Source organism: Streptomyces sp. NPDC085596 (assembly GCF_044541565.1).
Taxonomy (GTDB): domain Bacteria; phylum Actinomycetota; class Actinomycetes; order Streptomycetales; family Streptomycetaceae; genus Streptomyces.
Map to the genome: position 1 here is coordinate 654,254 of NZ_JBITTC010000002.1, position 26,995 is coordinate 681,248.

Annotated in this window: 16 protein-coding genes and 1 pseudogene; 9 read left to right on the forward strand and 8 right to left on the reverse strand. The window is 69.5% G+C overall.

What is annotated here, in order from left to right; all coding sequences use genetic code 11:
- Positions 1–2: 2 nt before the first annotated feature.
- Together ACIGA3_RS08580 and ngcE are read right to left on the reverse strand one after the other, a co-directional pair.
- The gene (locus tag ACIGA3_RS08580) at positions 3–929 is read right to left on the reverse strand and encodes a carbohydrate ABC transporter permease (RefSeq protein ID WP_399711836.1); all 927 of its coding nucleotides are present in this window, start codon (positions 927–929) and stop codon (positions 3–5) included.
- A 61-nt stretch (positions 930–990) separates the two neighbouring features.
- Complete coding sequence (gene ngcE / locus ACIGA3_RS08585) at positions 991–2,436, reverse strand: N-acetylglucosamine/diacetylchitobiose ABC transporter substrate-binding protein (protein ID WP_399711838.1); 1,446 nt, start codon at positions 2,434–2,436, stop codon at positions 991–993.
- Positions 2,437–2,778: 342 nt separating this feature from the next.
- Between ngcE and ACIGA3_RS08590 the strand changes: the two genes are divergently transcribed.
- From ACIGA3_RS08590 to ACIGA3_RS08605, 4 genes are all read left to right on the forward strand, one after another.
- Positions 2,779–6,582: a GH92 family glycosyl hydrolase gene (locus tag ACIGA3_RS08590; RefSeq protein WP_399711840.1), complete on the forward strand. Its 3,804-nt coding sequence runs from the start codon at positions 2,779–2,781 to the stop codon at positions 6,580–6,582.
- 173 nt (positions 6,583–6,755) lie between these two features.
- Positions 6,756–8,468, forward strand: a complete 1,713-nt coding sequence (locus ACIGA3_RS08595) for a diacylglycerol kinase family protein (RefSeq protein ID WP_399711841.1) — start codon at positions 6,756–6,758, stop codon at positions 8,466–8,468.
- Between the two features lies 1 nt (position 8,469).
- Positions 8,470–9,423, forward strand: a complete 954-nt coding sequence (locus ACIGA3_RS08600) for a YihY/virulence factor BrkB family protein (RefSeq protein ID WP_399711843.1) — start codon at positions 8,470–8,472, stop codon at positions 9,421–9,423.
- Complete coding sequence (locus ACIGA3_RS08605) at positions 9,423–10,205, forward strand: phosphatase PAP2 family protein (RefSeq protein ID WP_399711845.1); 783 nt, start codon at positions 9,423–9,425, stop codon at positions 10,203–10,205. The genes ACIGA3_RS08600 and ACIGA3_RS08605 overlap by 1 nt, the downstream gene beginning before the upstream one ends.
- Positions 10,206–10,211: 6 nt before the next feature.
- On the opposite strand, the gene ACIGA3_RS08610 is transcribed toward ACIGA3_RS08605, so the two are convergent.
- The 3 genes from ACIGA3_RS08610 to acnA all read right to left on the reverse strand — a co-directional run bounded on the left by ACIGA3_RS08610 (position 10,212) and on the right by acnA (position 17,063).
- Positions 10,212–10,637 carry a DUF6003 family protein gene (locus ACIGA3_RS08610; RefSeq protein ID WP_399711847.1) on the reverse strand — a complete coding sequence of 142 codons (426 nt, stop codon included), beginning with the start codon at positions 10,635–10,637 and terminating at the stop codon, positions 10,212–10,214.
- 90 nt (positions 10,638–10,727) lie between these two features.
- Positions 10,728–13,994: a GH92 family glycosyl hydrolase gene (locus ACIGA3_RS08615; RefSeq protein WP_399712525.1), complete on the reverse strand. Its 3,267-nt coding sequence runs from the start codon at positions 13,992–13,994 to the stop codon at positions 10,728–10,730.
- A 351-nt stretch (positions 13,995–14,345) separates the two neighbouring features.
- Complete coding sequence (acnA, locus tag ACIGA3_RS08620; RefSeq protein WP_399711849.1) at positions 14,346–17,063, reverse strand: aconitate hydratase AcnA; 2,718 nt, start codon at positions 17,061–17,063, stop codon at positions 14,346–14,348.
- A 772-nt stretch (positions 17,064–17,835) separates the two neighbouring features.
- Here acnA and ACIGA3_RS08625 point away from each other — a divergent pair.
- From ACIGA3_RS08625 to ACIGA3_RS08635, 3 genes are all read left to right on the forward strand, one after another.
- Positions 17,836–18,591, forward strand: a complete 756-nt coding sequence (locus ACIGA3_RS08625) for a class I SAM-dependent methyltransferase (RefSeq protein ID WP_399711851.1) — start codon at positions 17,836–17,838, stop codon at positions 18,589–18,591.
- A 210-nt stretch (positions 18,592–18,801) separates the two neighbouring features.
- Positions 18,802–19,746: a GNAT family N-acetyltransferase gene (locus ACIGA3_RS08630; protein WP_399711853.1), complete on the forward strand. Its 945-nt coding sequence runs from the start codon at positions 18,802–18,804 to the stop codon at positions 19,744–19,746.
- Positions 19,747–19,871: 125 nt separating this feature from the next.
- Positions 19,872–20,354 carry a hypothetical protein gene (locus tag ACIGA3_RS08635; RefSeq protein ID WP_399711855.1) on the forward strand — a complete coding sequence of 161 codons (483 nt, stop codon included), beginning with the start codon at positions 19,872–19,874 and terminating at the stop codon, positions 20,352–20,354.
- Positions 20,355–20,421: 67 nt separating this feature from the next.
- On the opposite strand, the gene ACIGA3_RS08640 is transcribed toward ACIGA3_RS08635, so the two are convergent.
- A complete protein-coding gene (locus ACIGA3_RS08640; protein ID WP_399711857.1) occupies positions 20,422–20,823 on the reverse strand; it encodes a hypothetical protein in 402 nt (133 codons plus the stop codon).
- Between the two features lies 1 nt (position 20,824).
- A pseudogene (locus ACIGA3_RS08645) lies at positions 20,825–22,036 on the reverse strand (RHS repeat-associated core domain-containing protein); the annotation flags it as partial.
- 137 nt (positions 22,037–22,173) lie between these two features.
- On the opposite strand from ACIGA3_RS08645, the gene ACIGA3_RS08650 reads away from it, so the two are divergent.
- Together ACIGA3_RS08650 and ACIGA3_RS08655 are read left to right on the forward strand one after the other, a co-directional pair.
- Positions 22,174–22,371 (forward strand): DUF4236 domain-containing protein, encoded by a 198-nt coding sequence (locus tag ACIGA3_RS08650; RefSeq protein ID WP_030802793.1) that lies wholly within the window; start codon positions 22,174–22,176, stop codon positions 22,369–22,371.
- Between the two features lie 64 nt (positions 22,372–22,435).
- Positions 22,436–23,965 carry a UDP-N-acetylglucosamine 1-carboxyvinyltransferase gene (locus ACIGA3_RS08655; RefSeq protein WP_030802796.1) on the forward strand — a complete coding sequence of 510 codons (1,530 nt, stop codon included), beginning with the start codon at positions 22,436–22,438 and terminating at the stop codon, positions 23,963–23,965.
- Positions 23,966–24,291: 326 nt separating this feature from the next.
- Here ACIGA3_RS08655 and lanKC read toward each other — a convergent pair whose 3' ends face one another.
- Positions 24,292–26,874, reverse strand: coding sequence for a class III lanthionine synthetase LanKC (lanKC, locus tag ACIGA3_RS08660; protein ID WP_399711860.1), 2,583 nt, complete (start codon positions 26,872–26,874; stop codon positions 24,292–24,294).
- Between the last annotated feature and the right edge of the window lie 121 nt (positions 26,875–26,995).

Here is a 26,995-nt window from a genome sequence, read left to right on the forward strand (position 1 = left end):
GCTCAGTACTCCAGCCGCTCGCGGCGGCCCAGCCGCATCACGATCGCGGCGAACGCGAGCGTGACGACCAGCAGGGCGACGCCGATGGTGGTGGCGTAGGCGGCCTGACCGTCCCGGAACGCCTTCTGGTACACGTACAGGACCAGCACCGTGGTCGAGTAGTCGGGGCCGCCCGGACCGGTCGTCATGATCTGCACGACCGCGAACGACTCGGCGCCGAGCGCGAGGATGCCCATGTAGACCCAGCCGGACTGCACGGTGTCCCACAGCAGCGGCAGGGTGACCCGGAAGAAGGTGGTGGCGCGGCCGGCCCCGTCCAGCAGGGCCGCCTCGTACAGTTCGGCCGGGATCGAGGCCATGCCCGCGGAGAACAGCACCACGAAGAAACCGGTCGTGGACCAGACCAGCACCGCCATCACGCACCACAGCGCGAGATCCGGATCGCCCAGCCACAGCGGCTGGAGGCTGTCGAGCCCGATGCCGCGCAGCAGCGAGTTGATCGCGCCGCTGTCCGGGTTGTAGGCGAAGGCGAAGAGCAGGGCCACGATGGCGATCGAGAGCACCTGCGGAAAGAAATAGACGATCTTGTAGAAACCGGAGCCGCGCACTCCGGTGACGACCGGTCCGCCCTTTCGGTGCCGGCCGCCCACATTGATCATGAAAGCGAAGAACAGGGCCATGCCGAGCGTCACCAGCGGCAGCAGCAGCGCGAAGAGCAGGCTGTGCGTCAACGACTTCCAGAAGATGTCGTCGTGCAGCATCCGGGTGTAGTTGTCGACGCCGACCATGCTGAATTCGGGGCTCAGGCCGGTCCAGTCCGTGAACGAGTAGTAGATGGACTGGATGAACGGCCAGATCACAAAGAGTGCGTAGAGCCCGAGCGGGGCCGCGAGGAACCCCGTGATGAACCCGTACTTGCCGTGCTGCATTGCCGGACGACCCCGTTCCTGGGACACGTACTGCCGCTGGTGACGAACCCGTGAGGGGGCGTTACTTGTGCTTGTAGTGCTTGATGGAGGAGTCCTTGGCGGCGTCGTCGGCGAAGCCCTGGATCTTCTTGACCGCCTCGGCGGGGGTGAGCCGGCCGGCCATCATCTCGCCGAGACCGCCGACGCCGATCTTCTCCTTCTCCAGCTGGACGTACCAGTCCGGGATGCGCGGGTTCACCACGTTGTCCCCGGCCTTGTCCAGCGCCGCGACGCCCGCCTTCAGACCGGGGGTCAGCTCGATGCCGTCGATGCCGCCGTTGAGCGCGGAGAGCGACTTCACCTTGGAGGTGAAGTTCCGCGAGGACGCCTCGGAGAGCATCACGCGCAGCTGCTCCATGCCGCCCTCGGGGTTGGCCGCCTTGGCCGGCACCACGAAGGGCTCACCGCCGGAGGCCCAGATGGTGCCGAAGGGCAGCTTGTCGGAGCCGTCGAGTCCGGTCGGCGCCGAGACCGCCAGGTCGAAGTCGGCCGGGATGACGTTGGCCGACTCGTTCTCCACCCAGGAGCCGTTCGGGATGAACAGCGCCTTGCCCTTGGCCCAGGCGGTCTGGGACTGGATGTGGTCCAGGCCGGGCGTGCCGCGCAGGATGTAGCCCTTCTTGAACAGCTCGTAGTACGCCTCGAAACACGCCTTGACGGCCGGATGCTTCCAGGCGTTCGGCTCCAGGTTGTCGATCGCGTCCAGCACCTCGCGGCCGCCGACCTTGGCGATCATCGGGTAGAGCGAGAAGGGCAGGTAGTACGGGTACTTGCCCGCGTAGGTCCAGCCCGCGATGCCCTTCTTCTTGGCCTTGGCGCAGACCTTGAGCATCTCGTCCCAGGTCTCGGGGTACTTCTCGTCCAGCCCGTCCAGCGCCTTCTGCGAGTACCAGACGCCGTAGACGGTGTACGCGTAGTTGAGGATCCACACCGGGTCCCCGTCGAACTGGCCCATCTCCACGATGCCGGGGCGCAGGGTGTCGCGGACCTTCTTGGACGGGTCGTCGTAGGACGGCGCGTCCAGCAGCGGGGTGAGGTCGGCCAGCTGCTTCTTGCCGACCAGGACGCCCATGTCCATCTGCTCGGCGCCGGAGTTGTCGATGAGGTCCGGCGGGGTGCCCTGGTTGAAGCGGGGCTGCAGGGTGGACTGGATCTTCTGGGTCGCGGAGAACTTCACCTTGGCCTTGGGGAAGTCCTTCTCGTACAGCTTGACCGCGTCCTCGGCGTACTCCTTGCCGAAACCGCCGTCGAAGAGGACGAATTCCAGCTGGGCGCTGTCGTTGACGCCCAGCGGGTTCTTCGCGGTCTTCTTGCCCGCCTTCGCCTTGTCCTGTCCGTCGCCGCCACTGCTCGCGCAGGCCGACAGCAGCCCCATTCCGGGGGCGGCCACCAGGCCGAGTACCGCGGTGCGCTTGATCAGATCGCGACGGCCGACGCCGTCGCTGCCACGCTGTCCGGTAGACCCCATGCTCAAGTCCTCGCCTTCTCCAGGACTCAGGCGGTGAACCGGAATCTCCCCCCGGCACCGCGGTCGGGTTGTGCTGGCTCGTGCAGGAAACGCCGACAGGTATAGTCCACTTCCCGCCAATGGGGCAAGATCGAATGCAAGGTCGGCCATCGGTCTTTTCCGAGTTGAGACCTGGTGGAAATATCGCCGGGCTCCGCACGGCCTGCCGGCTGAACCACCGATATGACCCCCTGAATGCCACACTCAACACCCTTGACATCACGGGTCACTTGACCACCTACTGGTTCCTGCGCAGCAAGTTGACAACGTTGTCCGCAGTAAGCGCGGGAGGGGAATCCGTAGATGCAGCGGAGATCTCGGCACAGATGGACTCCGGCGGTCGTGCTCACGACCGCCTTTGTCATGGGCGTCGGCGCGCAGGGGGCGGCGGTCGCCGTGCCGGCCCGGGCCCCGGCCGCCGCCACGGAGTTCGCGTCCTCGTTCGAGTCCGGCGATCCGGCGCCCGACTGGCTGAACACCGTCGAGACCGGACCGGGCGGCGCCAAGCGCTCCTCGGGCGTGGACGGCGGCTACAGCACCGGCATTCCGGGCAATGTCACCGACCACGTCACCGATCTGCGGGCGAGCGGTGAGAACACGGGCGCGGGCGAGGTGAAGGAGAACCTCACCGATGTCGATCCCGGTAGCAAATGGCTGACGTTCGCGCCCACCGGCTGGGTCGAGTTCGACCTGGACCAACCGGTCAAACTCGCCGCCTACGCGCTCACCTCGGCCAACGACCACGCCGAGCGCGACCCGAAGGACTGGCGGCTGGAGGGCTCGGCCGACGGCAAGGACTGGAAAACGCTCGACACCCGCACCGGCGAGACCTTCCCGGACCGGTTCGGGACCAAGTCGTACCAGCTCGACGAGCCGGCCGAGTACCAGCACTTCCGGCTGGAGGTGACGAAGAACAACGGTGCCTCGGACGCACTCCAGCTGGCCGATGTGCAGTTCTCCACCGGCGGCGGTGACGGACCGGCGCCGCAGGACATGCTGGCCCTCGTCGACAAGGGCCCGAGCGGCTCCCCCACCGCGAAAGCGCGGGCGGGCTTCACCGGCACCCGCGCGCTGCGCTACGCCGGGCGGCACACCGCGGACGGCCGGGGCTACTCGTACAACAAGGTCTTCGACGTCGATGTGAAGGTGGCCCGCGACACGCGGCTGTCGTACCGCCTCTTCCCGTCGATGGCCGACGGCGACCGGGACTACGACGCCACCAACGTCAGCGTGGACCTGGCCTTCACGGACGGCACCTACCTCAGCTCGCTCGGCGCGACGGACCAGCACGGGTTCCCGCTGACCCCGCAGGGCCAGGGCGCGGCCAAGGGGCTGTACGTCAACCAGTGGAACGACGTGGCGTCCCGGATCGGTGCGGTGGCGGCGGGCAAGACCGTCGACCGCGTCCTGGTGGCGTACGACTCCCCCAAGGGCCCGGCGAAGTTCCGGGGCTGGGTCGACGACGTGGCGCTGAAGCGGGTGGCCCCCGAGCGGCCCAAGGCGCATCTGTCGGACTACGCGCTGACCACGCGTGGCACCAACTCCAGCGGCAGCTTCTCGCGCGGCAACAACTTCCCGGCCACCGCGATGCCGCACGGGTTCAACTTCTGGACCCCGGTGACGAACGCGTCCTCGCTGAGCTGGCTGTACGAGTACGCGCGGGCCAACAACGACGACAACCTGCCGACCGTGCAGGCGTTCAGCGCGAGTCATGAGCCGAGTCCGTGGATGGGCGACCGGCAGACCTTCCAGCTGATGCCGTCGGCCGCGAAGGGCACCCCGGACACCGGCCGCGAGGCCCGTGAGCTGGCCTTCCGCCACGAGAACGAGACGGCCCGGCCGTACTACTACGGGGTCAGGTTCGAGAACGGCCTGAAGGCCGAGATGACCCCGACCGACCACGCGGCCGTGCTGCGCTTCAGCTACCCCGGCGACGACGCGAGCGTGCTGTTCGACAACGTCACCGAGCAGGCGGGGCTGACACTGGACAAGGAGCACGGGATCGTCACCGGCTACTCCGACGTGAAGTCGGGGCTGTCCACGGGCGCGACCCGGCTGTTCGTGTACGGCACCTTCGACAAGCCGGTCACCGAGGGCTCGTCCAGCGGGGTCAAGGGCTATCTGCGGTTCGCCGCGGGCGCCGACCGCACGGTCACCCTGCGCCTGGCGACCTCGCTGATCAGCGTGGACCAGGCGAAGGACAATCTGCGCCAGGAGGTCCCGGACGGCACCTCCTTCGACACCGTGAAAGCGCGGGCCCAGCGGGCCTGGGACAAGATCCTGGGCAAGGTCGAGGTGGAGGGCGCCACCCCGGAGCAGCTGACCACGCTGTACTCCAGCATGTACCGGCTGTACCTGTACCCGAACTCGGGCTTCGAGAAGGTCGGGGAGAAGGACCAGTACGCCTCGCCGTTCTCCCCGATGCCGAACCCGGACACCCCGACGCACACCGGCGCCAAGATCGTCGACGGCAAGGTGTACGTCAACAACGGCTTCTGGGACACCTACCGCACCACCTGGCCCGCCTACTCCTTCTTCACGCCCTCGCAGGCCGGCGAGATGGTGGACGGGTTCGTGCAGCAGTACAAGGACGGCGGCTGGACCTCCCGCTGGTCCTCCCCCGGCTACGCCGACCTGATGACCGGCACCTCCTCGGACGTGGCGTTCGCCGACGCCTACGTCAAGGGCGTGAAGTTCGACGCGAAGGCGGCGTACGACGCGGCGGTGAAGAACGCGACCGTGGTGCCGCCGAGTTCGGGTGTCGGCCGCAAGGGCATGACCACCTCGCCCTTCCTCGGCTACACCGGCAGCGACACCCACGAGGGCCTGTCCTGGGCCATGGAGGGCTACGTCAACGACTACGGCATCGCCAAGATGGGCGAGGCGCTGTACAAGAAGACGGGCGAGAAGCGGTACCAGGAGGAGGCGCGGTACTTCCTCAACCGGGCCCGCGACTACGTCAACCTCTTCGACTCCAAGGCCGGCTTCTTCCAGGGCAAGGACGCCAAGGGGAACTGGCGCGTGGACTCCGCCAAGTACGACCCGCGCGTATGGGGTTACGACTACACGGAGACCAATGGCTGGGGCTACGCCTTCACCGCCCCGCAGGACAGCCGGGGCCTGGCCAACCTGTACGGCGGCCGCAAGGCTCTCGGTGACAAGCTGGACGAGTACTTCGCCACCCCGGAGACGGCCTCCCCCGAGTTCACCGGCTCCTACGGCGGTGTCATCCACGAGATGACCGAGGCGCGGGACGTCCGGATGGGCCAGTACGGCCACTCCAACCAGGTCGCCCACCATGTGAACTACATGTACGACGCGGCCGGCCAGCCCTGGAAGACACAGAAGAACGTGCGCGAGGTGCTGTCCCGCCTCTACACGGGCAGCGAGATCGGGCAGGGCTACCACGGTGACGAGGACAACGGCGAGCAGTCGGCCTGGTACCTCTTCTCCTCGCTCGGCTTCTACCCGCTGGTCATGGGCAGCGGTGAATACGCCATCGGCTCACCGCAGTTCAAGAAGGCCACCGTCCACCTGGAGAACGGCCGGGACCTGGTCATCAAGGCCCCGGACAACAGCGACCGCAATGTCTACATCCAGGGCGTCCGCTTCAACGGCCGCTCCTGGAACTCCACTTCGCTCCCCCACTCCCTGCTGTCCAAGGGCGGGGTGCTGGACTTCTCGATGGGGCCGAAGCCCTCGTCATGGGGCTCGGGCAAGGATGCCGCTCCGGTGTCGGTCACCGAGGACGACAAGGTGCCGACCCCGCGCGCGGACGTCCTGAAGGGCGACGGCGCGCTGTTCGACAACACCTCGGCGACGAGCGCGGCGGTCACCTCGGTGGACCTGCCGACCAGTGACGCCACGAAGGCGGTCCAGTACACGCTGACCTCGTCGGCGGACCGTACGAAGGCACCGGCCGGGTGGACCCTCCAGGGCTCCACGGACGGCACGACCTGGCAGACGCTGGACAAGCGCTCCGGTGAATCCTTCGCCTGGGACCGCCAGACGCGGGCGTTCAGCGTGGCCACGCCGGGCTCGTACACCAAGTACCGGCTGGTGCTGGACGGGGAGTCGACGCTGGCGGAGGTGGAACTGCTGGCCTGACGGCTCCTCTTGGACGGTGAAGGGGCGGTCCCTCGTGGGCCGCCCCTTCAGCGTGCCCGCTGCTCCCCGTCCTCGTGTCGTCTGCTCCGGCGATGAGGGGGCATGAGTGCGGTGGGTCGGGCCCGCGCGGTCCGGCCCGACCCCGCCGACAGGCTCAGACCCAGGGAGTAGCGATGCCGACCGCCGTACCGGAGAGATCAGCGGGTCTGCCCGAGGACGGACCCCGCCCCGTCAGGACGGCCCCCACCGGGCGCCCCCGTGAGCTGCCGCGCGGTACCACGCGGGCGGCGGCCTCCATCGGGGCGCTGGCGGTGTGCCAGGCCGCCCTGATGATCGGCCTGGGCTTCCTGATCACCGGCCCCGCCCGGCATGTGTGGCCGGTGACGGCCGAGGACGGCGTCAACCGGGGCCTGGAGCGGCTGCGCACCTCCACCCTGACCACGCTCTCCTCGATCGGGTCCGAGCTGGGCAACACGGGCACCGTCATCGGCGTGACACTGGCGGCCTGCCTGGCGCTGATCCTGATACCCCGGCTGCCGCTGTGGCGCCAGGCGTCGTTCCTCGCGCTGGCGGTCTCGCTCCAGTCGCTGGTCTTCCTGATCGTGACCATCGCGGTGGAGCGCCAGCGCCCCGATGTGCACCGCCTCGACGGCTCCCTGCCGACCTCCAGCTACACCTCCGGCCACACCGGCGCGGCAACCGCGATCTACGGCGGTCTCGCCGTCCTCGTGCTGTCCCGCGTACGCGGCCCCTGGCGGCGCGTACTGGCCGCGCTGCTGCTCCTGCTGCCCGTCGTGGTGGGCGTCTCCCGCCTGTACCGCGGTATGCACCACCCCACCGACGTACTGGGCGGCATGATCAACGGCGGGCTGGCCCTGTTGATCGTGGGACACGCCCTGCTCCGCGACGGCCGTGTGTCGGCGCCCGCCGCGCTGCCCGTCGTCCCGGAGGCCGCCCGCGCGGAGCGTCTGCCGGGCCGGGTCGCGGTGGTCGTCAACCCCACCACGGTCGACGAGAACGCACGCGACGAGCTGCGCCGAGTGCTCGCCCAGCACGGCCACCGGGAACCGGTGTTCATCGAGACGACGGCCGCCGACCCCGGCGGCGGGCAGACCGCCCGGGCCCTCGGCGAGGGCGCCGCGCTGGTCGTGGTGTGCGGCGGCGACGGCACCGTCCGCGCGGCCGCCGACCGCCTGGCCGGCAGCGGAGTCCCGCTCGCCGTCGTGCCCTTCGGCACCGGCAACCTCCTCGCCCGCAACCTCGGCCTCCCGCTCACCCCGGCCGAGGCGCTCGACGCGGCCCTCGGCGGCGCGCCCCGCGTCCTCGACCTCGCCCGGGTCGAGGGCGACGGCCTGCCCGCCACCCACTTCGCCGTCATGTCCGGCGTCGGCCTGGACGCCGCGATGATGAAGTACGCCGAGGAGCACGACCGCGCCAAGGCGATGCTGGGCTGGCCCGCGTACGTCCTCGCCGCCCCGAAGGCCATGCGCGGCCCCCGGATGCGGCTGAGCGTCCGCCTGGACGGCGCGCAGCCCCTGCGCCGTATGGCCCGCATGGTGCTCGTCGGCAACACCGGCGCCCTCCAGGGCGGTCTGCGCCTGATCCCGGACGCCCGTCCCGACGACGGTGTGCTGGACCTGCTGATCCTCGACCCGCAGGGCGCCGGCGGCTGGCTGCGCACCGTGAGCGCGCTGCTGCGCCGGAAGCGGGACGTGCAAGAGGGCGACGGGCAGCCGGAGTTCCGCACCTTCCGGCGGGCCGAGTTCACCTTCGACGCCCCGGAGCCCCGCGAGATCGACGGCGACCCGGTCGGCTCCGGACGCAGGCTCTCCGTGGAGGTCGTGCCGGGCGCGCTGACCGTGCTGGTCCCGAACCGGGAGCACTGACATGGGCAGCGCCACCAAGGTCCCGGAGACCCGGGACATGAGCGGGGACGAACTCTCCGCCGACGAGGCGTGGTCGACCCTGCGCCGTTACGGCGGCTGGTCGCTGCTGCGCGATGCGTTCCTCCGCTTCCGGTACGCCGACGGGTTCAGCCACTCCCGCGCGCTCGCCCTCCAGACGGTGCTGTCGGTGATCCCGCTGGCCCTGGCCTTCGTCGGCCTCTCCACCAGCCTGCACACCGAGGACATCGGCAGGCTGGCCGAACTGACGATCCACCGGGTCGCCGAGGGGCCCAGCGCGGAGGTGGTCGACGACGCGCTCGACCGCAGCCGCCGCAAGGCGGGCGACGGCGCCCAGGTCGCCCTCTGGTTCGGCGCGGTCTTCTCGATCGTCAACGTCACCACGGCGATGTGCCAGATAGAGCGCGGCGCCAACCGCATCTACGGCAACGAACGCGACCGGCCCTTCCACCTCAAGTACTCGCGCGGGCTGGTCATGGCGCTGTGCGCGGGGTTCCCGCTCGGCCTGGGCTTCGTCGTCATGGTCGCGGGCGACGACCTGGCCTCGGCCGCGGGTGCGGTGTACGGGCTCGGCTCGACCGCCCAGATGACGTGGAACATCGTGCGCTGGCCCTTCGGTCTGCTGCTCGCCCTGATCTCCGCGAGCGCCATCTTCCGGCGCTCACCGCGCCGCAAACAGCCGGGCTACACCTGGCTGGCCTTCGGCGCGGCGGTCTACCTGGTGCTCTGGATGACCCTGACCTGGGTGCTCACGCTGTACCTGGACCTGAGCGGCTCCTTCGACACCGTCTACGGCCCGCTCAGCGCCTTCATGTCCCTGTTGCTGTGGGCCTACCTGACCTCGCTCGCCCTGTTCCTCGGGCTCTCCTTCGCCGCCCAGCTGGAGGCGGCGCGCGGGCGGCGGCCCGAACCGATCCAACCCGATCCGGGGGTCTGATGCCTACGAAACCCAAGACCTCGCGCGCCCCTGGCCGCCGTCGCGGAGCCGACCGCCGGTTCGGCATCCGGCTGCTGGCCGCTGCCGCCGTCGCCGCGGCCGCGGCGGTGCCGTTCGCGCTGCTGCTGGTCCTGGTGGAGGGCCGCTGGCGGCCGCTGCGTGACCTCGACCACGACGCCGCGAACGGTCTGCACCGGATCGCGCTGGACCACCCGGCCTGGACGGGCACCCTGCGCGTGCTCTCCGACTACGTCTGGGACCCGCTCACCCTGCGCGTGGCCGTGGCGCTGCTGACCGGCTGGCTTCTGTGGCGCGGTGCCCGGCGGCTGGCCGCGTGGGCGGCGGCGACCGCGGTGACCGGGGGGCTGGTCGGGCTCGGGGTCAAGACGGTGGTCGAGCGGGCGAGGCCCGCGCTGGAGGACCCCGTGGCGCACGCGCCGGGCTACTCCTTCCCGTCCGGGCACGCGATGACCGCCACCACCTCGTTCGCGGTGTTCCTGCTGGTCCTGCTGCCCCTGGTGCCGCGCCGCGCCCGTGTCGTGTGCTGGGCCGTGGCGGTGCTGTCGGTGCTCGGGGTCGGCTTCACCAGGGTCGCGCTCGGCGTGCACTGGTTCAGCGATGTGCTCGGCGGATGGCTGCTCGGGCTGGCCGTCGTCGTCCTGACCAGCCGGGCCTTCGAGGCATGGCGGTCCGACACGGGCCAACGGCCCACGCATGTCGTCGAGGGGCTGGAGCCCGAACTCACCGGCCCGAGCCCCGAGCCGGACACCGCCCCCCGCTGAGCCGCATCACACGCCGGTCAGCCGGCCGATCTCCTGGGGGTCGAGCCCGGTCAGCCGGGCGATGCGCGGGGCCGGGACTCCGGCGGTCAGCGCCCGGTGCACCAGGGTCTCCCAGCCCTGGGTGGCGTCCCGGAAGTCCAGCAGCTCCCGCTCCATGTCGGTGACCGACTGGGGCGCGCACTCCTGCTGGACCCGGACCTCCTCCTCGGCGGTCAGCGGGATCGGCAGCCGCTCGGCCTCCTCGGGGATGAGGATCTCCGATCCGGCGGGCAGAATCCTCAACTGCTCGGCGGACGGGGCGACATCGTGGGCGGAGAGCCAGCCCCGCACGGCCGGGGTCTGGTCGCATTCCAGCGGGGCGACGGCGGCCATGGCCGCGCCGAGGCTCGGGTGACGGTCGGGGAGCAGGAAGAGGTAAGCCTCGTCGGCCATCGGGCGGTTCCGCCTTGTCGGTGTCGGTTTGGGTGCGGAGGCCGATGCTACTGCCGCCGCACCACGCCGAGGAGGCGGAACCGGCCCGGGTCAGTCCGTGGCGAGCCCGAAGACGTGCAGGTCGCCGTCGTCCGGCAGCCTGACGCTCTTGATCTTCTTGCCGTCCGGCGCGCTGAACGGCTTGGTGGCGAACACGTAGGTGGCGACCGGGTCCTTGTCGGCGCCCGCGACATTGCGGTACGCGGCCTTGGCGACGACCTCGTTGCCGTACTGCACGGTGCCGCCTCCGCCGCCGACGGTCCAGTCGGTGAAGGAGAGGTCGGCCGTGCCGGTGCTGCCGTCGGTGTAGGTGATGGTCGCCTTGGCCGACTGATTGCCGTTGACGGCGCTGCCGATGAAGGCCAGCCCGGCTGTCGCTTCCTCGAGTTCGATGCTCTGGCCGTGGGCGGAGGCGTTGTCCGGGCGGCCGGCGGGTGAGTCGGGCCAGGTGAAGGCGAGGTCGCCGGTGGTGGCCCGCTTGCCCGGAGTGAGCCCGGCGTCGGCGAGGGCCTGCTTGGAGTAGCTCCAGCCGCCGCCGTCGTAGTCCGCCTCGTCGTGGTCGCCGGTGTCGTCGGAGACACCGGTGTTGTCGTAGGCGGCCAGCAGGGTGCCGGGGGCGGCGACGGTCAGGGAGACGGGCTGCTCGTAGGAGGTGTCGCCCGAGTTCACCGTGACCTTGGCGGTGTAGAAGCCCTGGGTGGCGTCCTCGGCCGCGGTGAGGGTGATCCGCTGGGCGCCGCCGGTGACCGTGCCCTCGGCGGGCGTGGCCGTGACTCCGGCGGGGGTCTCCACCTTGAAGCGGACCTCGGGTCCGGTGCCGCCGTTCAGCGACAGGGCCCGTACGTCGATCGTGGTGCTGTCGCCGGGGGCGAGGGTGGCCGTGGTCGGGCCGACGCCGATCTGGTACGGCTGCTCGCCCTGCCGGAAGGAGGGCGGCGGGTTCTGGGCGCCCCAGGCGCGGTTCGGGGTGGTACCCAGCCGGTAGTCGAGCCGGCCGCCGTCCCGCACGAAGGAGGCGGGCAGCCAAGCCCGGTCACTGGAACGGCCGTTGACTTTCAGGGACTGGACGTACGGCGCGTCGGCGGCCGCGCCCTCGGCCCGGATCGAGATGTCGTTGCCCTGCGGCCGGTCGATCTCGACCCGCTCGAACAGCGGTGAGGCCAGGACCAGTTCGGACCGCGAGGGCACCTGCGGGTACATGCCCATGGCCGAGAAGACGTACCAGGCCGACATCGCGCCCAGGTCGTCGTTGCCGGGGATGCCGCCCGGCCCGGTGGACCAGAGCTGCCGCATCGCCGCGCGCACGGTGTCCTGCGTCCTGTACGGGGCGCCCGCGTACGCGTAGAGGTAAGGCACGTTGATCGAGGGCTCGTTGTCCATCTCGGACTTGGCGCCACCCTGGCCGGTGAACGCCCACTTGCCGTCGGCGGTGTGGAAGAAGGAGTCCAGCCGGGCCAGCGCCTTGTCGGTGCCGCCCAGCGCGGCGAACAGCCCGGCCGGGTTGTGCTGGACCATCCAGGTGTACTGGGCGGCGCTGCCCTCCACGAACCCGTTGCCGGTGTCCGGGGTGAAGCCGGTGACCCAACTGCCGTCCGCCTTGCGGTTGGCGATGTAGCCGCCGGTGGAGTCGGCCGCGATGTTGAAGTTGTTCTGCCACCACTGGGCGCGCTCGGCGAACTGCTTCTCGGTCTTCTTCTCACCCGCTGCCTGGGCGAGTTGCGAGAGGGAGAAGTCGGCGGTGGACATCTCCAGCGTCTCGGCGGCACCGCCCCAGGCGTTGGAGACGCTGGGCATGTAGTGCAGCTTCACATACTTGTCGAGCGAGGGGCGCTGGCCGACGGACAGCACCGGCTTGCCGGCCGGGGACAGATCCTTGTCCGTGGGCACGGTGGCCGCCTCGACCAGGGACTTCAGGGCGCCCTTGAGGTCGAACCCGGTGCCGCCGAAGGCGTGGATACCGGCGAGCGCACTGGGTGAGGGGTCGCCGTTCATGACGTGGGTGCCGCCCGCGTTGTGCAGCCAGCGGTCCCAGACCCCGCCGTTCTGCCGGCTGAGTTCGTAGAGCGACTGGGCGATGTCCGAGCCGGTGCGCGGGTCGAGCAGGGTGAGCAGCTGGACCTGGTCGCGGTAGACGTCCCAGCCGGAGAAGGTGCCGTACTGGGCGCGGTGGCCGCGTCCCACCCGGTGCACCTCGCCGTCGCTGCCCCGGTAGCGGCCGTCGGCGTCGCTGATCACGTTGGGGTGGAACAGGGCGTGGTAGAGCGCGGTGTAGAAGGTGGTGCGCTCGGCGTCGGTGCCGCCGCCGACCCGGACGGCGCCGAGCCGCTCCCGCCAGGCGGCGCGGGCGGCGTCCCGTACGGCGTCGAAGGAGCGGCGCGGGCCGTTCTCCGTACGGAGGTTGGCCTCGGCGGCCTCCTGACTCACGTAGGAGATACCGACCTTGACGTTCACCGGGCCCTCGCCGGGCGCGAACTCGACGTATCCTCCGGCTCCCTTGCCCGCGACGGGCCGGCCGCCGTGGGAGAAGCCGCCGGTTCCGCCGGAGGCGCTGGTGGAGCCGGGGGTCAGCTTGTCGTCCTGCCAGGTGCCGGTGGCCTTGAAGGCGCGGTCGAAGTGGGCGGTGAAGTACAGGGTGTAGTACGAGCGTTGGCCCTCCGGGTCGAGGTAGCCGCAGAAGTTTCCGGAGGTGACGGAGCCGGAGACGGTACGGGTGCCGGGGTCGATGCTGACCTTCGAATCCTCCGAGCCCACCTCGGAGTTGGCCGTGCGCACCAGCAGCGAGGCGGGCTTGTCGGCGGGGTAGGAGAAGCGGGCCGAGCCGGTGCGGGCGGTCGCGGTCAGGTCGGCGGTGACTCCGGAGGCGAGGCCGAGCTTGTAGTGGCCGGGCTCGGCGGTTTCGTCCGTGTGCTTGAAGTCGGAGGCGTAGACGGCGTCCTTGGTGTCGCTCGCCGGGGAGGAGGTGACCGCACCGGCGTAGGGGAAGAAGGGGATGTCCCCGCTGCCGCCCGCGCAGCCGGTGCCGGACATGTGGGTCAGGCTGAAGCCCCGGACGCGGGTGGCGTCGTGGTGGTAGCCGCCGGGAGCTGCGGTGCGGGTGGCGTCGCCTCTGGTGGTCTCCGGGCTCCAGGAGAGCATGCCGAAGGGCACCACGGCACCGGGGTAGGTGTCGCCGCCGTTGCTGCTGCCGATCAGCGGATCGACGTACGGGGTCGGGTCGTCGACCAGGCCGGGTGGTGCGGTGCCCGCCGCGAGGGCGGGGGTGGCGCCGCCGACCGCGAGCGCGGCGGCCAGCAGCAGGGACATGGGACGGAAACGCATCACGCGGCCCTTCCTCCTTGCGGACGGGTCGCGCACCACTGGTCGCACAAGCCGCAGGGACAGTAACGCGCGCCCCCGGCCCCAGGGAAGAGGGCCACCTCAATGGCCCAAGTACCTTGACATCGTTGTCCGTTGGACCGGTAGAGTCAGGAACGGACCCACTAGACAACGTTGTCGCGCCCCACCGCAGGCCAAGCCGCTCAGCACCGAGCACGACCCCTGTCCGCTCCGGGCGGGCACCCCGTCCCCCCGGCCCCGCCCGGAGCACCCCCGCGCTCACCTCCCCGAGCACGGCGAAGGGCCGCACCCCCGTCACCGGGAGTGCGGCCCTCAACCGCGTCGCGCCAGAACTTACTTACGGATCAGGTTGCGCAGCACGTACTGCATGATGCCGCCGTTGCGGTAGTAGTCGGCCTCGCCGGGGGTGTCGATGCGGACGACCGCGTCGAACTCCACGCCGGTGTCGGTGGTGACCTTGACCGTGCGCGGGGTGGTGCCGTTGTTCAGCTCCTCGACGCCGGTGAAGGAGAAGGTCTCCTCGCCGGTCAGGCCGAGGGAGGCCGCGGTGGCACCCTCGGGGAACTGGAGCGGCAGCACGCCCATGCCGATGAGGTTCGAGCGGTGGATGCGCTCGTAGGACTCGGCGATGACGGCCTTGACGCCGAGCAGCGCGGTGCCCTTGGCGGCCCAGTCGCGGGACGAGCCGGAGCCGTACTCCTTGCCCGCCAGCACGACCAGCGGGATGCCCTGGTCGATGTAGTTGCGCGAGGCGTCGTAGATGAAGGAGACCGGCGCGCCCTCGACGGTGAAGTCGCGGGTGTAGCCGCCCTCGGTGCCCGGCGCGATCTGGTTGCGCAGGCGGATGTTGGCGAAGGTGCCGCGGATCATGACCTCGTGGTTGCCACGGCGCGAGCCGTAGGAGTTGAAGTCACGACGCTCCACACCGTGCTCGGTGAGGTACTTGCCGGCCGGGGTGTCGGCCTTGATGGCACCGGCCGGGGAGATGTGGTCGGTGGTGACCGAGTCGCCCAGCTTGGCCAGCACACGGGCACCGGAGATGTCGGTGACCGGGGCGGGCTCCATGCCCATGCCCTCGAAGTACGGGGGCTTGCGGACGTAGGTGGACTCGGCGTCCCACTCGAAGGTGTTGCCGGTCGGGATCGGCAGCGCCTGCCACTGGGCGTCGCCCGCGAAGACGTCCTGGTAGGACTTGTTGAACATGTCCTCGCCGATGGCGTTCGCCACGACGTCGTTGACCTCGGCCTCGGTCGGCCAGATGTCGGCCAGGAAGACCGGCTTGCCGTCCTGGTCGATGCCGAGGGCGTCCTTGGTGATGTCCACCTTCATGGAACCCGCGAGGGCGTACGCGACGACCAGCGGCGGGGAGGCCAGGTAGTTCATCTTGACGTCGGGGTTGATCCGGCCCTCGAAGTTGCGGTTGCCGGAGAGCACCGAGGTGACCGCGAGGTCGTGGTCGTTGACCGCCTTGGAGACCTCGTCCGGCAGCGGGCCGGAGTTGCCGATGCAGGTGGTGCAGCCGTAGCCGACGAGGTTGAAGCCGACCTTGTCCAGGTACGGGGTCAGGCCCGCCTTGTCGAAGTAGTCGGTGACGACCTTCGAGCCCGGGGCGAGGGTGGTCTTGACCCACGGCTTGCGGGTCAGGCCCTTCTCCACGGCCTTCTTCGCGACGAGCGCGGCGGCGACCATGACGTACGGGTTCGACGTGTTGGTGCAGGAGGTGATGGCCGCGACCGTCACCGCACCGTGGTCCAGCTCGTAGGTCGTGCCGTCGGGGGCGGTCACGGTGACCGGGTTCGACGGGGTGCCGTTGGGGGCGACGGCCGGGGAGTCGGAGGCCGGGAAGGACTCCTTGCCCGCCTCGTCCACGACGTCGACGTAGTTGAGGACGTCCGACTTGAACTGCTCGGCGGCGTTCGCGAGGACGATGCGGTCCTGCGGACGCTTCGGGCCGGCGATCGACGGGACGACGGTGGAGAGGTCGAGCTCCAGCTTCTCGGAGAAGTCGGGCTCGGCGGCCGGGTCGAGCCAGAGGCCCTGCTCCTTGGCGTACGCCTCGACGAGCGCGACCTGCTGCTCGTCGCGGCCCGTCAGGCGCAGGTACTTCAGGGTCTCGTCGTCGATCGGGAAGATCGCGGCGGTGGAGCCGAACTCCGGCGACATGTTGCCGATGGTGGCGCGGTTGGCGAGGCTCGTGGCCGCCACACCCTCGCCGTAGAACTCGACGAACTTGCCGACGACGCCGTGCTTGCGCAGCATCTCGGTGATGGTGAGCACGAGGTCGGTGGCGGTGGTGCCGGGCTTGAGCTCACCGGTGAGCTTGAAGCCGACGACGCGCGGGATCAGCATGGAGACGGGCTGGCCGAGCATCGCGGCCTCGGCCTCGATGCCGCCGACGCCCCAGCCCAGCACACCGAGGCCGTTGACCATGGTGGTGTGGGAGTCGGTGCCGACCAGGGTGTCGGGGTACGCCTGGCCACCCCGGACCATGACGGTACGGGCCAGGTGCTCGATGTTCACCTGGTGGACGATGCCGGTGCCCGGGGGGACGACCTTGAACTCGTCGAACGCGGTCTGGCCCCAGCGCAGGAACTGGTAGCGCTCCTTGTTGCGGCCGTACTCCAGCTCGACGTTCTGCTTGAAGGCGTCGTTGGTGCCGAACTTGTCGGCGATCACGGAGTGGTCGATGACCAGCTCGGCGGGGGCGAGGGGGTTGATCTTCGCCGGGTCGCCGCCCAGCTCCTTCACGGCCTCACGCATCGTGGCGAGGTCCACGACACAGGGGACGCCGGTGAAGTCCTGCATGATCACGCGGGCCGGCGTGAACTGGATCTCCTGGCTGGGCTGGGCCTGCGAGTCCCAGCCGCTGAGGGCGCGGATGTGGTCGGCGGTGATGTTCGCGCCGTCCTCCGTGCGGAGCAGGTTCTCCAGCAGGACCTTCAGGCTGTACGGCAGGCGGGCCGAGCCCTCGACCTTGTCCAGCCGGAAGATCTCGTACGACTCGTCGCCCACCTGCAGCGTGCTGCGGGCGTCGAAGCTGTTCGCCGACACGACAGTCTCCTTCATTGATGTGCGCGTTCCACCGCATCCTGCCGCCACGCCGGTCCGGCCGATCCGCTAAGGTAAGGCTAAGTTAGGTAACCCTTACCGGGGTGGCTGCCGCGGTGCGCCTCGGCAGATATCTCGATGTCGAGATAACTCTAGTACATGGGGGCTGGATGGTCATGCCCGGATGGCGGTGATCCCTCGCAGCGAAGGTTGAGTGATCATTTAAGGCTGACTGTCCGGGGAGACGGTGGGGGAACCGTTACGCGCGCACGGCGATTCCGTGCTGGGCGCCCTTGACCTGGACTTCTTCGACAGCGGCCGGCGTCGTCGCACCGCGTTGGGTTCCGACTGGAGTGTCCGGTTCGAGGACGTACCGCCCGTACGCGGGTTCCGGTGGAACAAAGGATTGCGTCGCAGCCGTTTTGGCTGCACTGGCGCGAGGAGGAAGGGAAGCGGCGGCACGCGCCTGATCTCGCCGCGCTGCTCGGTGAGCAGGCGACGGCTTGGTCCCCGCCAACCAGGTCATGCACACCTGCCGGACCAGACTTCGGACCACCCACTGAGCACATTCACCCTGCCACCGCAACCCCGCGAGTGACACTACTTCTCACGAACAACTTCCCAGCTGACCAGCCGGTGACATCCACTCGGACGGACAACTGACAACCCACAAACACCGTCAGAGCCATCCTTGCGAAAACCATTGGTGCCCGGCTTGCTCCGCTGATGGACTGACGTCCTACCGTGAGTCTGCCGCGTGACGGGGGTAGTGGTTGTGACAGGTTATGACGTGCTTGCCGAGGTGTACGAATGGCTCATCTCGGACGCGAAGTTGCCTCCAGCCGAGTTCGCCGCGTCGTACGACGACGTCCTCAATCTCCTGCCGTCGAACGCTCACGTCCTCGACTGTTCGTGCGGAACCGGACAGTTGGCGGTCGGCCTCGCCGGTCGTGGCATGCAGGTTGTCGCAACTGACGCCAGCGAGGCGATGGTTCGTCGGACTGCAGAGTTGTCTGAGGAGTTCGGGGCATCAGTCCGGGCCGTACGGGCGAACTGGGAAGAGTTGCCCGACCATTTCCAGGACAACACGTTCGACATGGTGTTCTGCGTTGGCAACTCGCTTCACCATGCCACGGGCGCGACAGGCAGGCGCGCTGCTCTGGAGTCGATGTCACGGCTTCTGCGCCCCGGCGGGCGCTTGGTACTCAAATCCCGCACTTGGGAACTCGTGAGGGCCAGAGGTTCCCGGCTGGAGATCAGTGACCAACTCGTCCGCCGGAACGGTCGCGATGCCGTCGTGGTCTACCGCTGGGAGATTGCGCCGCACTGGGAGGAAGAGCACCATATCGAGATTGCGATCGCGCAAGTTGATGCGACCGGGTTGATTCTTGTCCGCTCGGAACTGCTATCCAGTTGGCCCTACCGGTACGAGGAACTCGAAGTCGAGCTGCACCGGGTCGGACTCCAGACGGAACTGAGCACGTTCGATCTTGAGGCCGAGAACTACATGGTGGTCGCGAGCAAGGTATAGACACCGGACCCTCAGTCCCCGGCCGGACCGCGCGGTTGCTCGCAGGACGCATGCGCCCTCTCATCGGTGCGGGCTCAAGTGGTCAACGCAACGCCTCGGACGAGGAGTTCTCGTCGATCAGCGGCGTGAACGATCCAGCTTCGATGAGAATCACTCAACCGCGCCTGCCCCCGGAGCGGACGGGCGCCTTCACCGGAGCGTGCCTGAACCGTGAAACAGAACGACCTGACCATACGTCCGATCAACGGACCCGAAGAACTCGATCTCTTCTCCCAAATGCCCTACGTCCTCAACGAGGAACTGGCAGACGACCTTGCCCTTGGCCGCCGACGCCCGGAATGGATGTGGGTCGCCCTGCGCGGTGACCGCCTACTGGCCAGAGCTGCCTGGTGGAGCCGGCCCGGCAACGACACACCCCTCATCCTGGACATCCTCGACGTCGACGACAACGCCCTGAATCCCGATCACAGCGACATCGGGGTGCGGCTTCTGCACACCGCGATGGCCGCCACCCTCCCGGACGGATCGTGTCCCCCCGAGTACAGCCGTCTCGTCCCGCCGGACTGGCGTGAGAACACACTGACCAGACAAACCGTCGAGAACCGCATGACGATACTGGAACGGACCGGTGCCCGGCTCTTCGTCGAACGGCTGCGCCTGGAGTGGCATCCGGAATCGCCAGTCCCGAAGCGCACCGAGCGCCTCGCGTTCCGGCCGATCCGCGGTGCCGATGAACTCGTGGCGCTGATGGCCTCGGCCATGGAAGGGACACTGGACGCACACGGCCGTGACGACCTGACCCGGATGTCCGCCCAGGAAGCGGCCCTCAAGCACCACGAGGACGAGCTCGCGCGCTACACAAGCCCGCGAGACTGGTGGCGGATCGCAACGCTGCCCGACGGAGAGCCAGTGGGGTTCGTCCTCCCGGCCCACAACGGCTACAACGCGATCATCGCCTACATCGCGGTCCTGCCCACACACCGCGGCAATGGCTACATCGACGACCTCCTCGCCGAGGGCACCCGCGTCCTTGCCGAGCAGGACGTTCCCCGCATCCGCGCGTCCACAGACCTGGGCAACGTCCCGATGGCGAACGCCTTCCAACGCGCCGGCTACGTCAATTTCGGGCGGGAGATCAATATGACCTGGAGCTGATCGACCACCGGGCAGGTGCTCCAGAGACGGCGCTCCCGCAAACGCCCGGGCTGCCTCAGATCGATGGAGACAGCACACCCGGAATGGGGAGGCGCACAGGGGCGGGCGGCTGGGACGATCACCGGATGAGCCACTTCTCGTACCGCCTCGCCGACCCGGGTCAGGACCCCGAGTCGGCGACCCGCCCGCTCGAGCCCGGCAGCCGCCCCGACCTGGAGGCCGCACTGGAGGCGGTCAACCGCGACCTGGCGGCCACCCTGCCGGAGGCCGGACCGATGCGGCTGCTGTGCACCCCGGCTCACGACGAGGACATCCCGGACCAGTACCACGCGGCCCTGCCCGACGGCCGCTGGCACGGATACACGACCTACCCCTACCCCATCGCGGACATCGCCGAGGCGGCCCAGGAGACGGTCCAAGCGGTGCTGTGGCAGGTATGGCCGGTGTGCCCGGAGCACCGCACCGGGGTGCACTCGGGCGTCGGGGCGGACGAGCGGGCGGTGTGGTGGTGCCGGGCCGGCGAGGGCCACGAGCTGTGCGAAGTGGGCGGACTGGCGCACACCCTCCCCGGGAAGCAGCGCCGGAGAGAGCGCAGGCGGGAGGGGTGACCGGCGGCCGGGGAAGGCCGCCGGCTGTTCTCCGCAGGCGAGCCGTCCCGGAAATCGCGGGGTGTTCTCACGACCGTGGCTCGAACCCCAGCGCCCGGCTCGCCTCGACGGACAGCCGCAGCAGGGAATCCACCTCCACGGCGGGGATCTGGAAGTGGTGGCGTCCGGCCTTCTCCAGGAAGTCATGGGGCAGATCGATGTGGTAGTTCTCCACATACGCCGCCAGGTCCTCGCGCCAGACGAACTCTCCATCGGAAAGCAGGGAAGATCCACCCGGAACCCGGAAAGCGCCACCGATCACATCGACGGTCAACTCCATGACGTCGAATATCGGGTATCCGGCCTTGAGATAACGGACGACATCCGCCGAGGGATACTTTCCCGCACCCGACTCGGCCGGCGGTATGGGGCCGCCCCAGCCCGCAGCATACGCCGAGTCCATTTCCTGGTAAAAACCGATCAGTCTCATCTCATCCTCCGGTGGCGGGGTGGAATATCCGCCAATGCCCACCGTTGTCGATCTGTGCGACCTGTCCTGGACCGAGTAGCGGGTTCGTGCCGACCCGGTCCGTGGAAGCCCTCACGGTGACCGCCATTTCGTGGGCCATCTGCTGCGCGATACCCGAACTTTCCGCTCCGGAGTGGCACGCCATGAGACGGAGTGGACCGCCATTGTAATTCGGGTTATTACGGATGGCATCCACGAGCTGACCACCGTTCACCGGACCGTGGGGGGTCTCCAAGAACCCGTCTCGTGATCCATGAGCAACCACGTCGTGCTCACCCTCGTTAAGGACATTCCTGAAATTCCTGACGCTCGGTCCGTCCTCACCGACCAGCGTAGCTGTTTCGCCGTGCGTCACCGGGGAGCCTGCCGGAATACGGTTGTCGCTCATGTAGTCCATGCCGCCTCGCGCCGGACAGGGCGTGAGGCCGAGCGGATCGCTCCACGTGAGCGGGTTCCCGACGTAGGTGTCCGGATTGGGCGCCGGCTGCAAGCCGAGAGGGTCGGAGCTCAGATACCGCGCCGTCTCCGGGTCATAAACCCGGAAGTAGTTGTAGTGCAGACCCGTCTCGGGGTCGTAGTACTGGCCGGGGAAGCGCAACGGCGTGTACGCCGTGCTGTTCGCCGCCCAAGCCGTCGTTCCCCACAGCGTGCTGCGGGTACGCCAAGCCGTTTCTCCCTGCTCGTCGACCAGTTCTGTCGGGGTGCCGATCAGGTCGGTGACGATGGCGTAGAAGCGGGAGTCGATTTCCGTGTCGGAGGCGGAGGTGATGCGTTCCGTCTGGGTGACGGGGTGGAGGCCCTGGTGGTCCCAGGTGAGGGTGACCGGGTGGGGCAACTCGGTGGACGTCGTGGTCTGTTCGCAGAGGGTCGTGCCGTCCCAGGTGAAGTCGACGCGCTCCACAACCCTGTCGCCCGCCATGCGGAGCTTCGCCGTGCGGCGGCCCAGGGGGTCGTAGGTGTACTGCCAGCGGGTGCCGTCCGGGGTGGTCACCGCTGTCAGGCGGTCCTCGGTGTCCCACTCGTAGCGCCAGGTGTCCGGGCGACGGGAGAGGCGGGTCTTCTGGCGGAGGACCGTGCGGCCCAGGGCGTCGCGTTCGTAGCGGATGGCGCCCGCCCGGGTGATGCGGGTGCCCGTGTAGGCGCGCGGTCCCGTCGCCTCGCCGCCCGGGTGGGCCGTGCCACAGGTCGCGACCAGTGCACGGCGGCTGCGATCCCGGCCGGCCCCGCGCAGGCCGTCGGCCATCAGTTCCCCGAACGGGGGTATCCGAGTTGAGCGCCCCTCAGAGGCGCCGACAATCGGAGGAGACAGCCATGGGCCTGACGTTCCGCAAGAGCTTCCGCATCCTTCCCGGCGTGCGGCTGAACATCAACCGCCACTCCTGGTCCATCACGACCGGCGGCGGCAAGCACGGTCCCCGTCACACCCACAGCAGCACCGGACGCCGTACGACCTCGATGGATCTGCCCGGCCCGTTCGGCTGGCGCAAGACCACGACCAAGCGCCGCTGACCCGGCATCACCCGAACGGACCCCCCAGGAGGCGCCATCTCATATCTGAGATAGCCTCAACCTCATGTCAGACGACTACCTCGTACGCATCGGCAAGCTCATCCGTGACGCCCGGCAGCACCGTGGCTGGACACAGGCGCAGCTCGCGGACGCGCTCGGCACCAGCCAGAGCGCGGTCAACCGCATCGAGCGCGGCAACCAGAACATCAGCCTTGAGATGATCGCCCGGATCGGTGAAGCCCTGGACAGCGAGATCGTGTCGCTGGGCTACGCGGGTCCGATGCACCTGCGGGTCGTCGGCGGCCGCCGTCTGTCCGGCGCCATCGACGTCAAGACGAGCAAGAACGCGTGTGTGGCGCTGCTGTGCGCGTCCCTGCTGAACAAGGGCCGTACGGTGCTGCGCCGGGTGGCCCGGATCGAGGAGGTGTACCGCCTGCTGGAGGTCCTGAACTCCATCGGTGTGCGCACCCGCTGGATCAACGACGGCGTCGACCTGGAACTGGTCCCGCCGGCCGAGCTGGAGATGGACGCGATCGACGCGGAGGCGGCCGTCCGCACCCGCTCGATCATCATGTTCCTCGGCCCGCTGCTGCACCGTATGGACCGCTTCATGCTGCCGTACGCGGGCGGCTGCGACCTCGGCACCCGCACCATCGAGCCGCACATGATCGCGCTGCGCCGGTTCGGTCTGGACGTCGCGGCGACCGAGGGCCAGTACCACGCCGTGGTGGACCGCACGGTCCGCCCGGACCGGCCGATCGTGCTGACCGAGCGCGGGGACACGGTGACGGAGAACGCGCTGCTGGCGGCGGCCCGCCACGACGGCGTGACGGTCATCCGCAACGCCTCCTCCAACTACATGGTCCAGGACCTCTGCTTCTTCCTGGAGGCCCTGGGCGTACGCGTCGAGGGCATCGGCACCACCACCCTCACCGTGCACGGCGTCCCGAACATCGACATCGATGTCGACTACTCCCCCTCCGAGGACCCGGTCGAGGCGATGAGCCTGGTCGCCGCGGCCGTGGTGACCGAGTCGGAGCTGACGGTGCGCCGGGTGCCGATCGAGTTCCTGGAGATCGAGCTGGCGGTCCTGGAGGAGATGGGCCTCGACCACGACCGCAGCCGCGAGTACTTCGCCGACAACGGCCGCACCCGCCTGGTCGACCTCACGGTCCGCCCCTCCAAGCTGGAAGCGCCGATCGACAAGATCCACCCCATGCCGTTCCCCGGCCTGAACATCGACAACGTCCCCTTCTTCGCGGCCATCGCGGCCGTCGCCCAGGGCCAGACCCTGATCCACGACTGGGTCTACGACAACCGCGCCATCTACCTCACGGACCTCAACCGCCTCGGCGGCCGCCTCCAACTCCTCGACCCCCACCGCGTGCTGGTCGAGGGACCGACCCGCTGGCGCGCGGCCGAGATGATGTGCCCGCCGGCGTTGCGGCCCGCGGTCGTCGTCCTGTTGGCGATGATGGCGGCCGAGGGGACGTCGGTCCTGCGCAACGTGTACGTCATCAACCGGGGGTACGAGGATCTGGCTGAGCGACTGAACTCGATCGGGGCGCAGATCGAGATCTTCCGGGACATCTGAGAAACGGCGAACAGGGGCGGGCCATTGGCCCGCCCCTGTTCGGCTTGTCCCGCTTAGTTCACGTCGACGTGGCAGTACCAGATGGTGCTGCTCTGGCCGATGGCGCCGTCCAGCTCCTCCGACTCGGGCTGCGGGGTGAGGATCTGGAGGTCGAGGATCGCGTTCATGGTGAATTCTCCTTGTTTGCTTCTGATGTCGTGAACAGGGATCAGCAGCCGTTCAGGACTGCTCGGCACCCGGGACTGATCACGGCCACTTGCCCCGGACCTGTGTGCCCGGTCTTCGCCGGTCCGCCTTCCCGGCGGTCCTGGGCGCGGGTATGAGGGTCACGGTCGGTCCTCTCGTTCGTTCCGGACAGGTCGAGGCAGCAGGGGCAGGACGGGCAGACCGTCGGAGACGGTGTGCAGGGCGTGGAGGATGCCCGCCGTACCGGTGGCCAGGTCCATGGACAGGCGCATGTTCTGGGCGCCGATGACGGCGATACCGCCTTCGTGGGACAGCGCGTGCCAGGCGAGGTCCCGGATGTGGCCCGCGAGAGCGGGGGCCAGGCTCGGGTCGTGGTCGGCCGCCCGATTGTGGGCGAGGGCGGCCGCGAGACCGGCCCGCCCGCCGATGAGCCCGCTGTGGACGGTGAAGTCCAGGTCCAGGGCTGCGTGCAGCGCGTCCAGGGTGCCGGTCAGCTCCTCCTCGGGGCGGTGCCCGAGGTAGGCGGCCAGGGCCGCGGCGATGCCCGCGGTGCCGCTTCCGAGGGTGGGCAGTGGCCGGGTTCCGTCGCTGAGGGCGAGTGCCGTGCCCACGCGGCGGCAGTGGGCCAGATCGAGGTGGATCGCCCGGCGGGCGAGGTCCAGCCAGCGGATCTCGCCGGTGTCCTCGTACAGGCCGAGGAAGAGCAGGGCCGGTCCGCTCCAGCCGCGCATGAGTCCGGCGCGGCCGGCGGGGGTCGGGGTGACACCGGTCAGCCGGGCGGCCAGGCGCTCGCCCGTCCGCAGGGCCTGGGTGTGCAGGCCGGGCATGTCCAGGGCCTGGGCGAGATGACGCAGGTTCAGTCCGATGCCCGCCAAGCCGTCGTGCAGCCCGCTCGGTGTCGCCTCGGTGGTGAGGCCGATCGCCCGGTCCAGCACGTCGAGGGCCTGGTCCGGCCTGCCGAGCAGGTGCAGGGTGTGGGCGACGCCGTGCAGACCGTCGTACAGACCTGGGCGCGGCTGTTCGTCGCGCTGGGCGGCCCGCCACAGCCACTCGTGGTGTCCGGGGTCGGTCTCGTGTCCGGTGACGGTCAGCGCGTACAGGACACCCGCGGCGCCGTGGGCGAGGGTGTGGCCGCCGTCGTGCAGTGCGGTGGGCTCACCGGGGAAGAGCCGGTCGGTGCGCTCGGGGGTGGCGCTGGCCCGGATCGCGGTGACCAGCGCCCGCTCCAGCTCGCGGGCCGGGGCCGAGCCGGGAGCGTTGGCGGCGGCGGCGAACAGATCGGGTATCGCCCGGTCGGTGCGGGTCGTGATGTCGGGCGGGGTGAGTGCGTCGCGTACGCGGTCGGTCAGCGTGACGGGCAGGGGGAAGAGTCCGGACGCCGCCTCCACGAGCTGGGCGGCTCGGGCCGGGTCGATGTCCAGCGTCGTGGTCAGCGGCAGGAACAGCGCCAGCCGCAGACTGTCCAGCGCGTAGCGGTCCCGGTCGAAGCCGACGGCGTGTCCGGCGACGAAGCCGGGGGTGGCGATGCTGGGCTCGGCGTCGTCGGTGCCGGGCCGGTAGGCGATCTCGAAGTCGATGAGCGCGACGCGTCCGTCGGGGCGGAGCATCACGTTGCTGGGACTGAGGTCACCGAACACGGTTCCGGTGGCGTGGACGGCCTCCAGGACGCGTTCGAGCTGGTCCAGGATGTCCAGCACGGTGTCCACGTATTCCTGGCGCTCCCGCGCGTCCCGGCCCGGCCGGTTCAGCGGGTTGGCGGTGGCCGTGAACTGCTGGAGGGTCTGGCCCTCGATGTACTCCTGCACCAGGAAGTGGTGCTCCCACGCGGTGAAGGTGCCCAGCAGCGCGGGGACGCTGTCCAGATGGGCGAGGCGGCGCAGCGTCGCTGCCTCCCGGTGCAGCCGGGTCACCGCGTCGTCGCCCGCGCCGTCCAGACCGGCCAGCGGCCGGGCCTCCCGCAGCACCACCCGGCGGCCGGTGGCGTTGTCGGTGGCGAGGTAGATGCCGCCCCCGTTGGAGTAGTGCAGGGCCTTCTCCATGGTGTACGGGAAGGCCGGTTCGTCCCCCGACGCGTGACCGGCGGCGATCTGCTCGGCGATGAACCCGGGCACCGGCGCCCAGTCGGGGATCTGGAAGACGGGGGCCCGCTCGTCGGGGACGAGCACCCCGTCGGGACGGGCGACGGCCGCGGTCCGGTCGCCGTTCGCGGACAGGCACTCGCGGCGGGCGAAGCCTCCGTAGCGCAGGTAGAGCGGCCCCTGTCGCCACCTCAGGTCACTGAGGATGTACGGGCCCGTGTACTCGGCGAGGAGGGGGCCCAGTTCCTCGAGGACGTCCTTCAGTTCGGCGTCGTCGACCGGGTAGAGGGTGATCAGCTTGCCGCTGCTGCCGCGAGGCGCGTACTTGCTGTTCGTGGACTGGTGGACCTTCGAGTTCGGGAGGAACTTGAAGGACAGGCAGCGGGACAGGCAGTACTCCCACACCGTGTCGATGACCTCGGCCGCGTCGTCGGCCGTGGCCGAGACATGGATCTTCCAGCCCTGGCCGGGGAGTTGGAGGTTCTCGGGGCTCAAGTACACCCAGGAGCCGTTCTCCACGCGGTGCCAGCCGGCCGGGGCCGGGCGCCCGGTGGCGGGGAACGGCGTACCGGCCCGCGAAGCGGCGGGGTGGTCGTAGAACCGCACGCCGGCCCGGCAGTAGGCGAGGTGGTTGGCTCTTTCCACGAGACTCTCTCCTTCAAGGGGACACCGACGGCGTGATCCGCATCACGCCGCCCCGGTGTCCAACCCGCCGGGCTCGCGCCGCCGAAGCCGCCGCGCCCGGACCGTGCCGGGATTCCGCGGG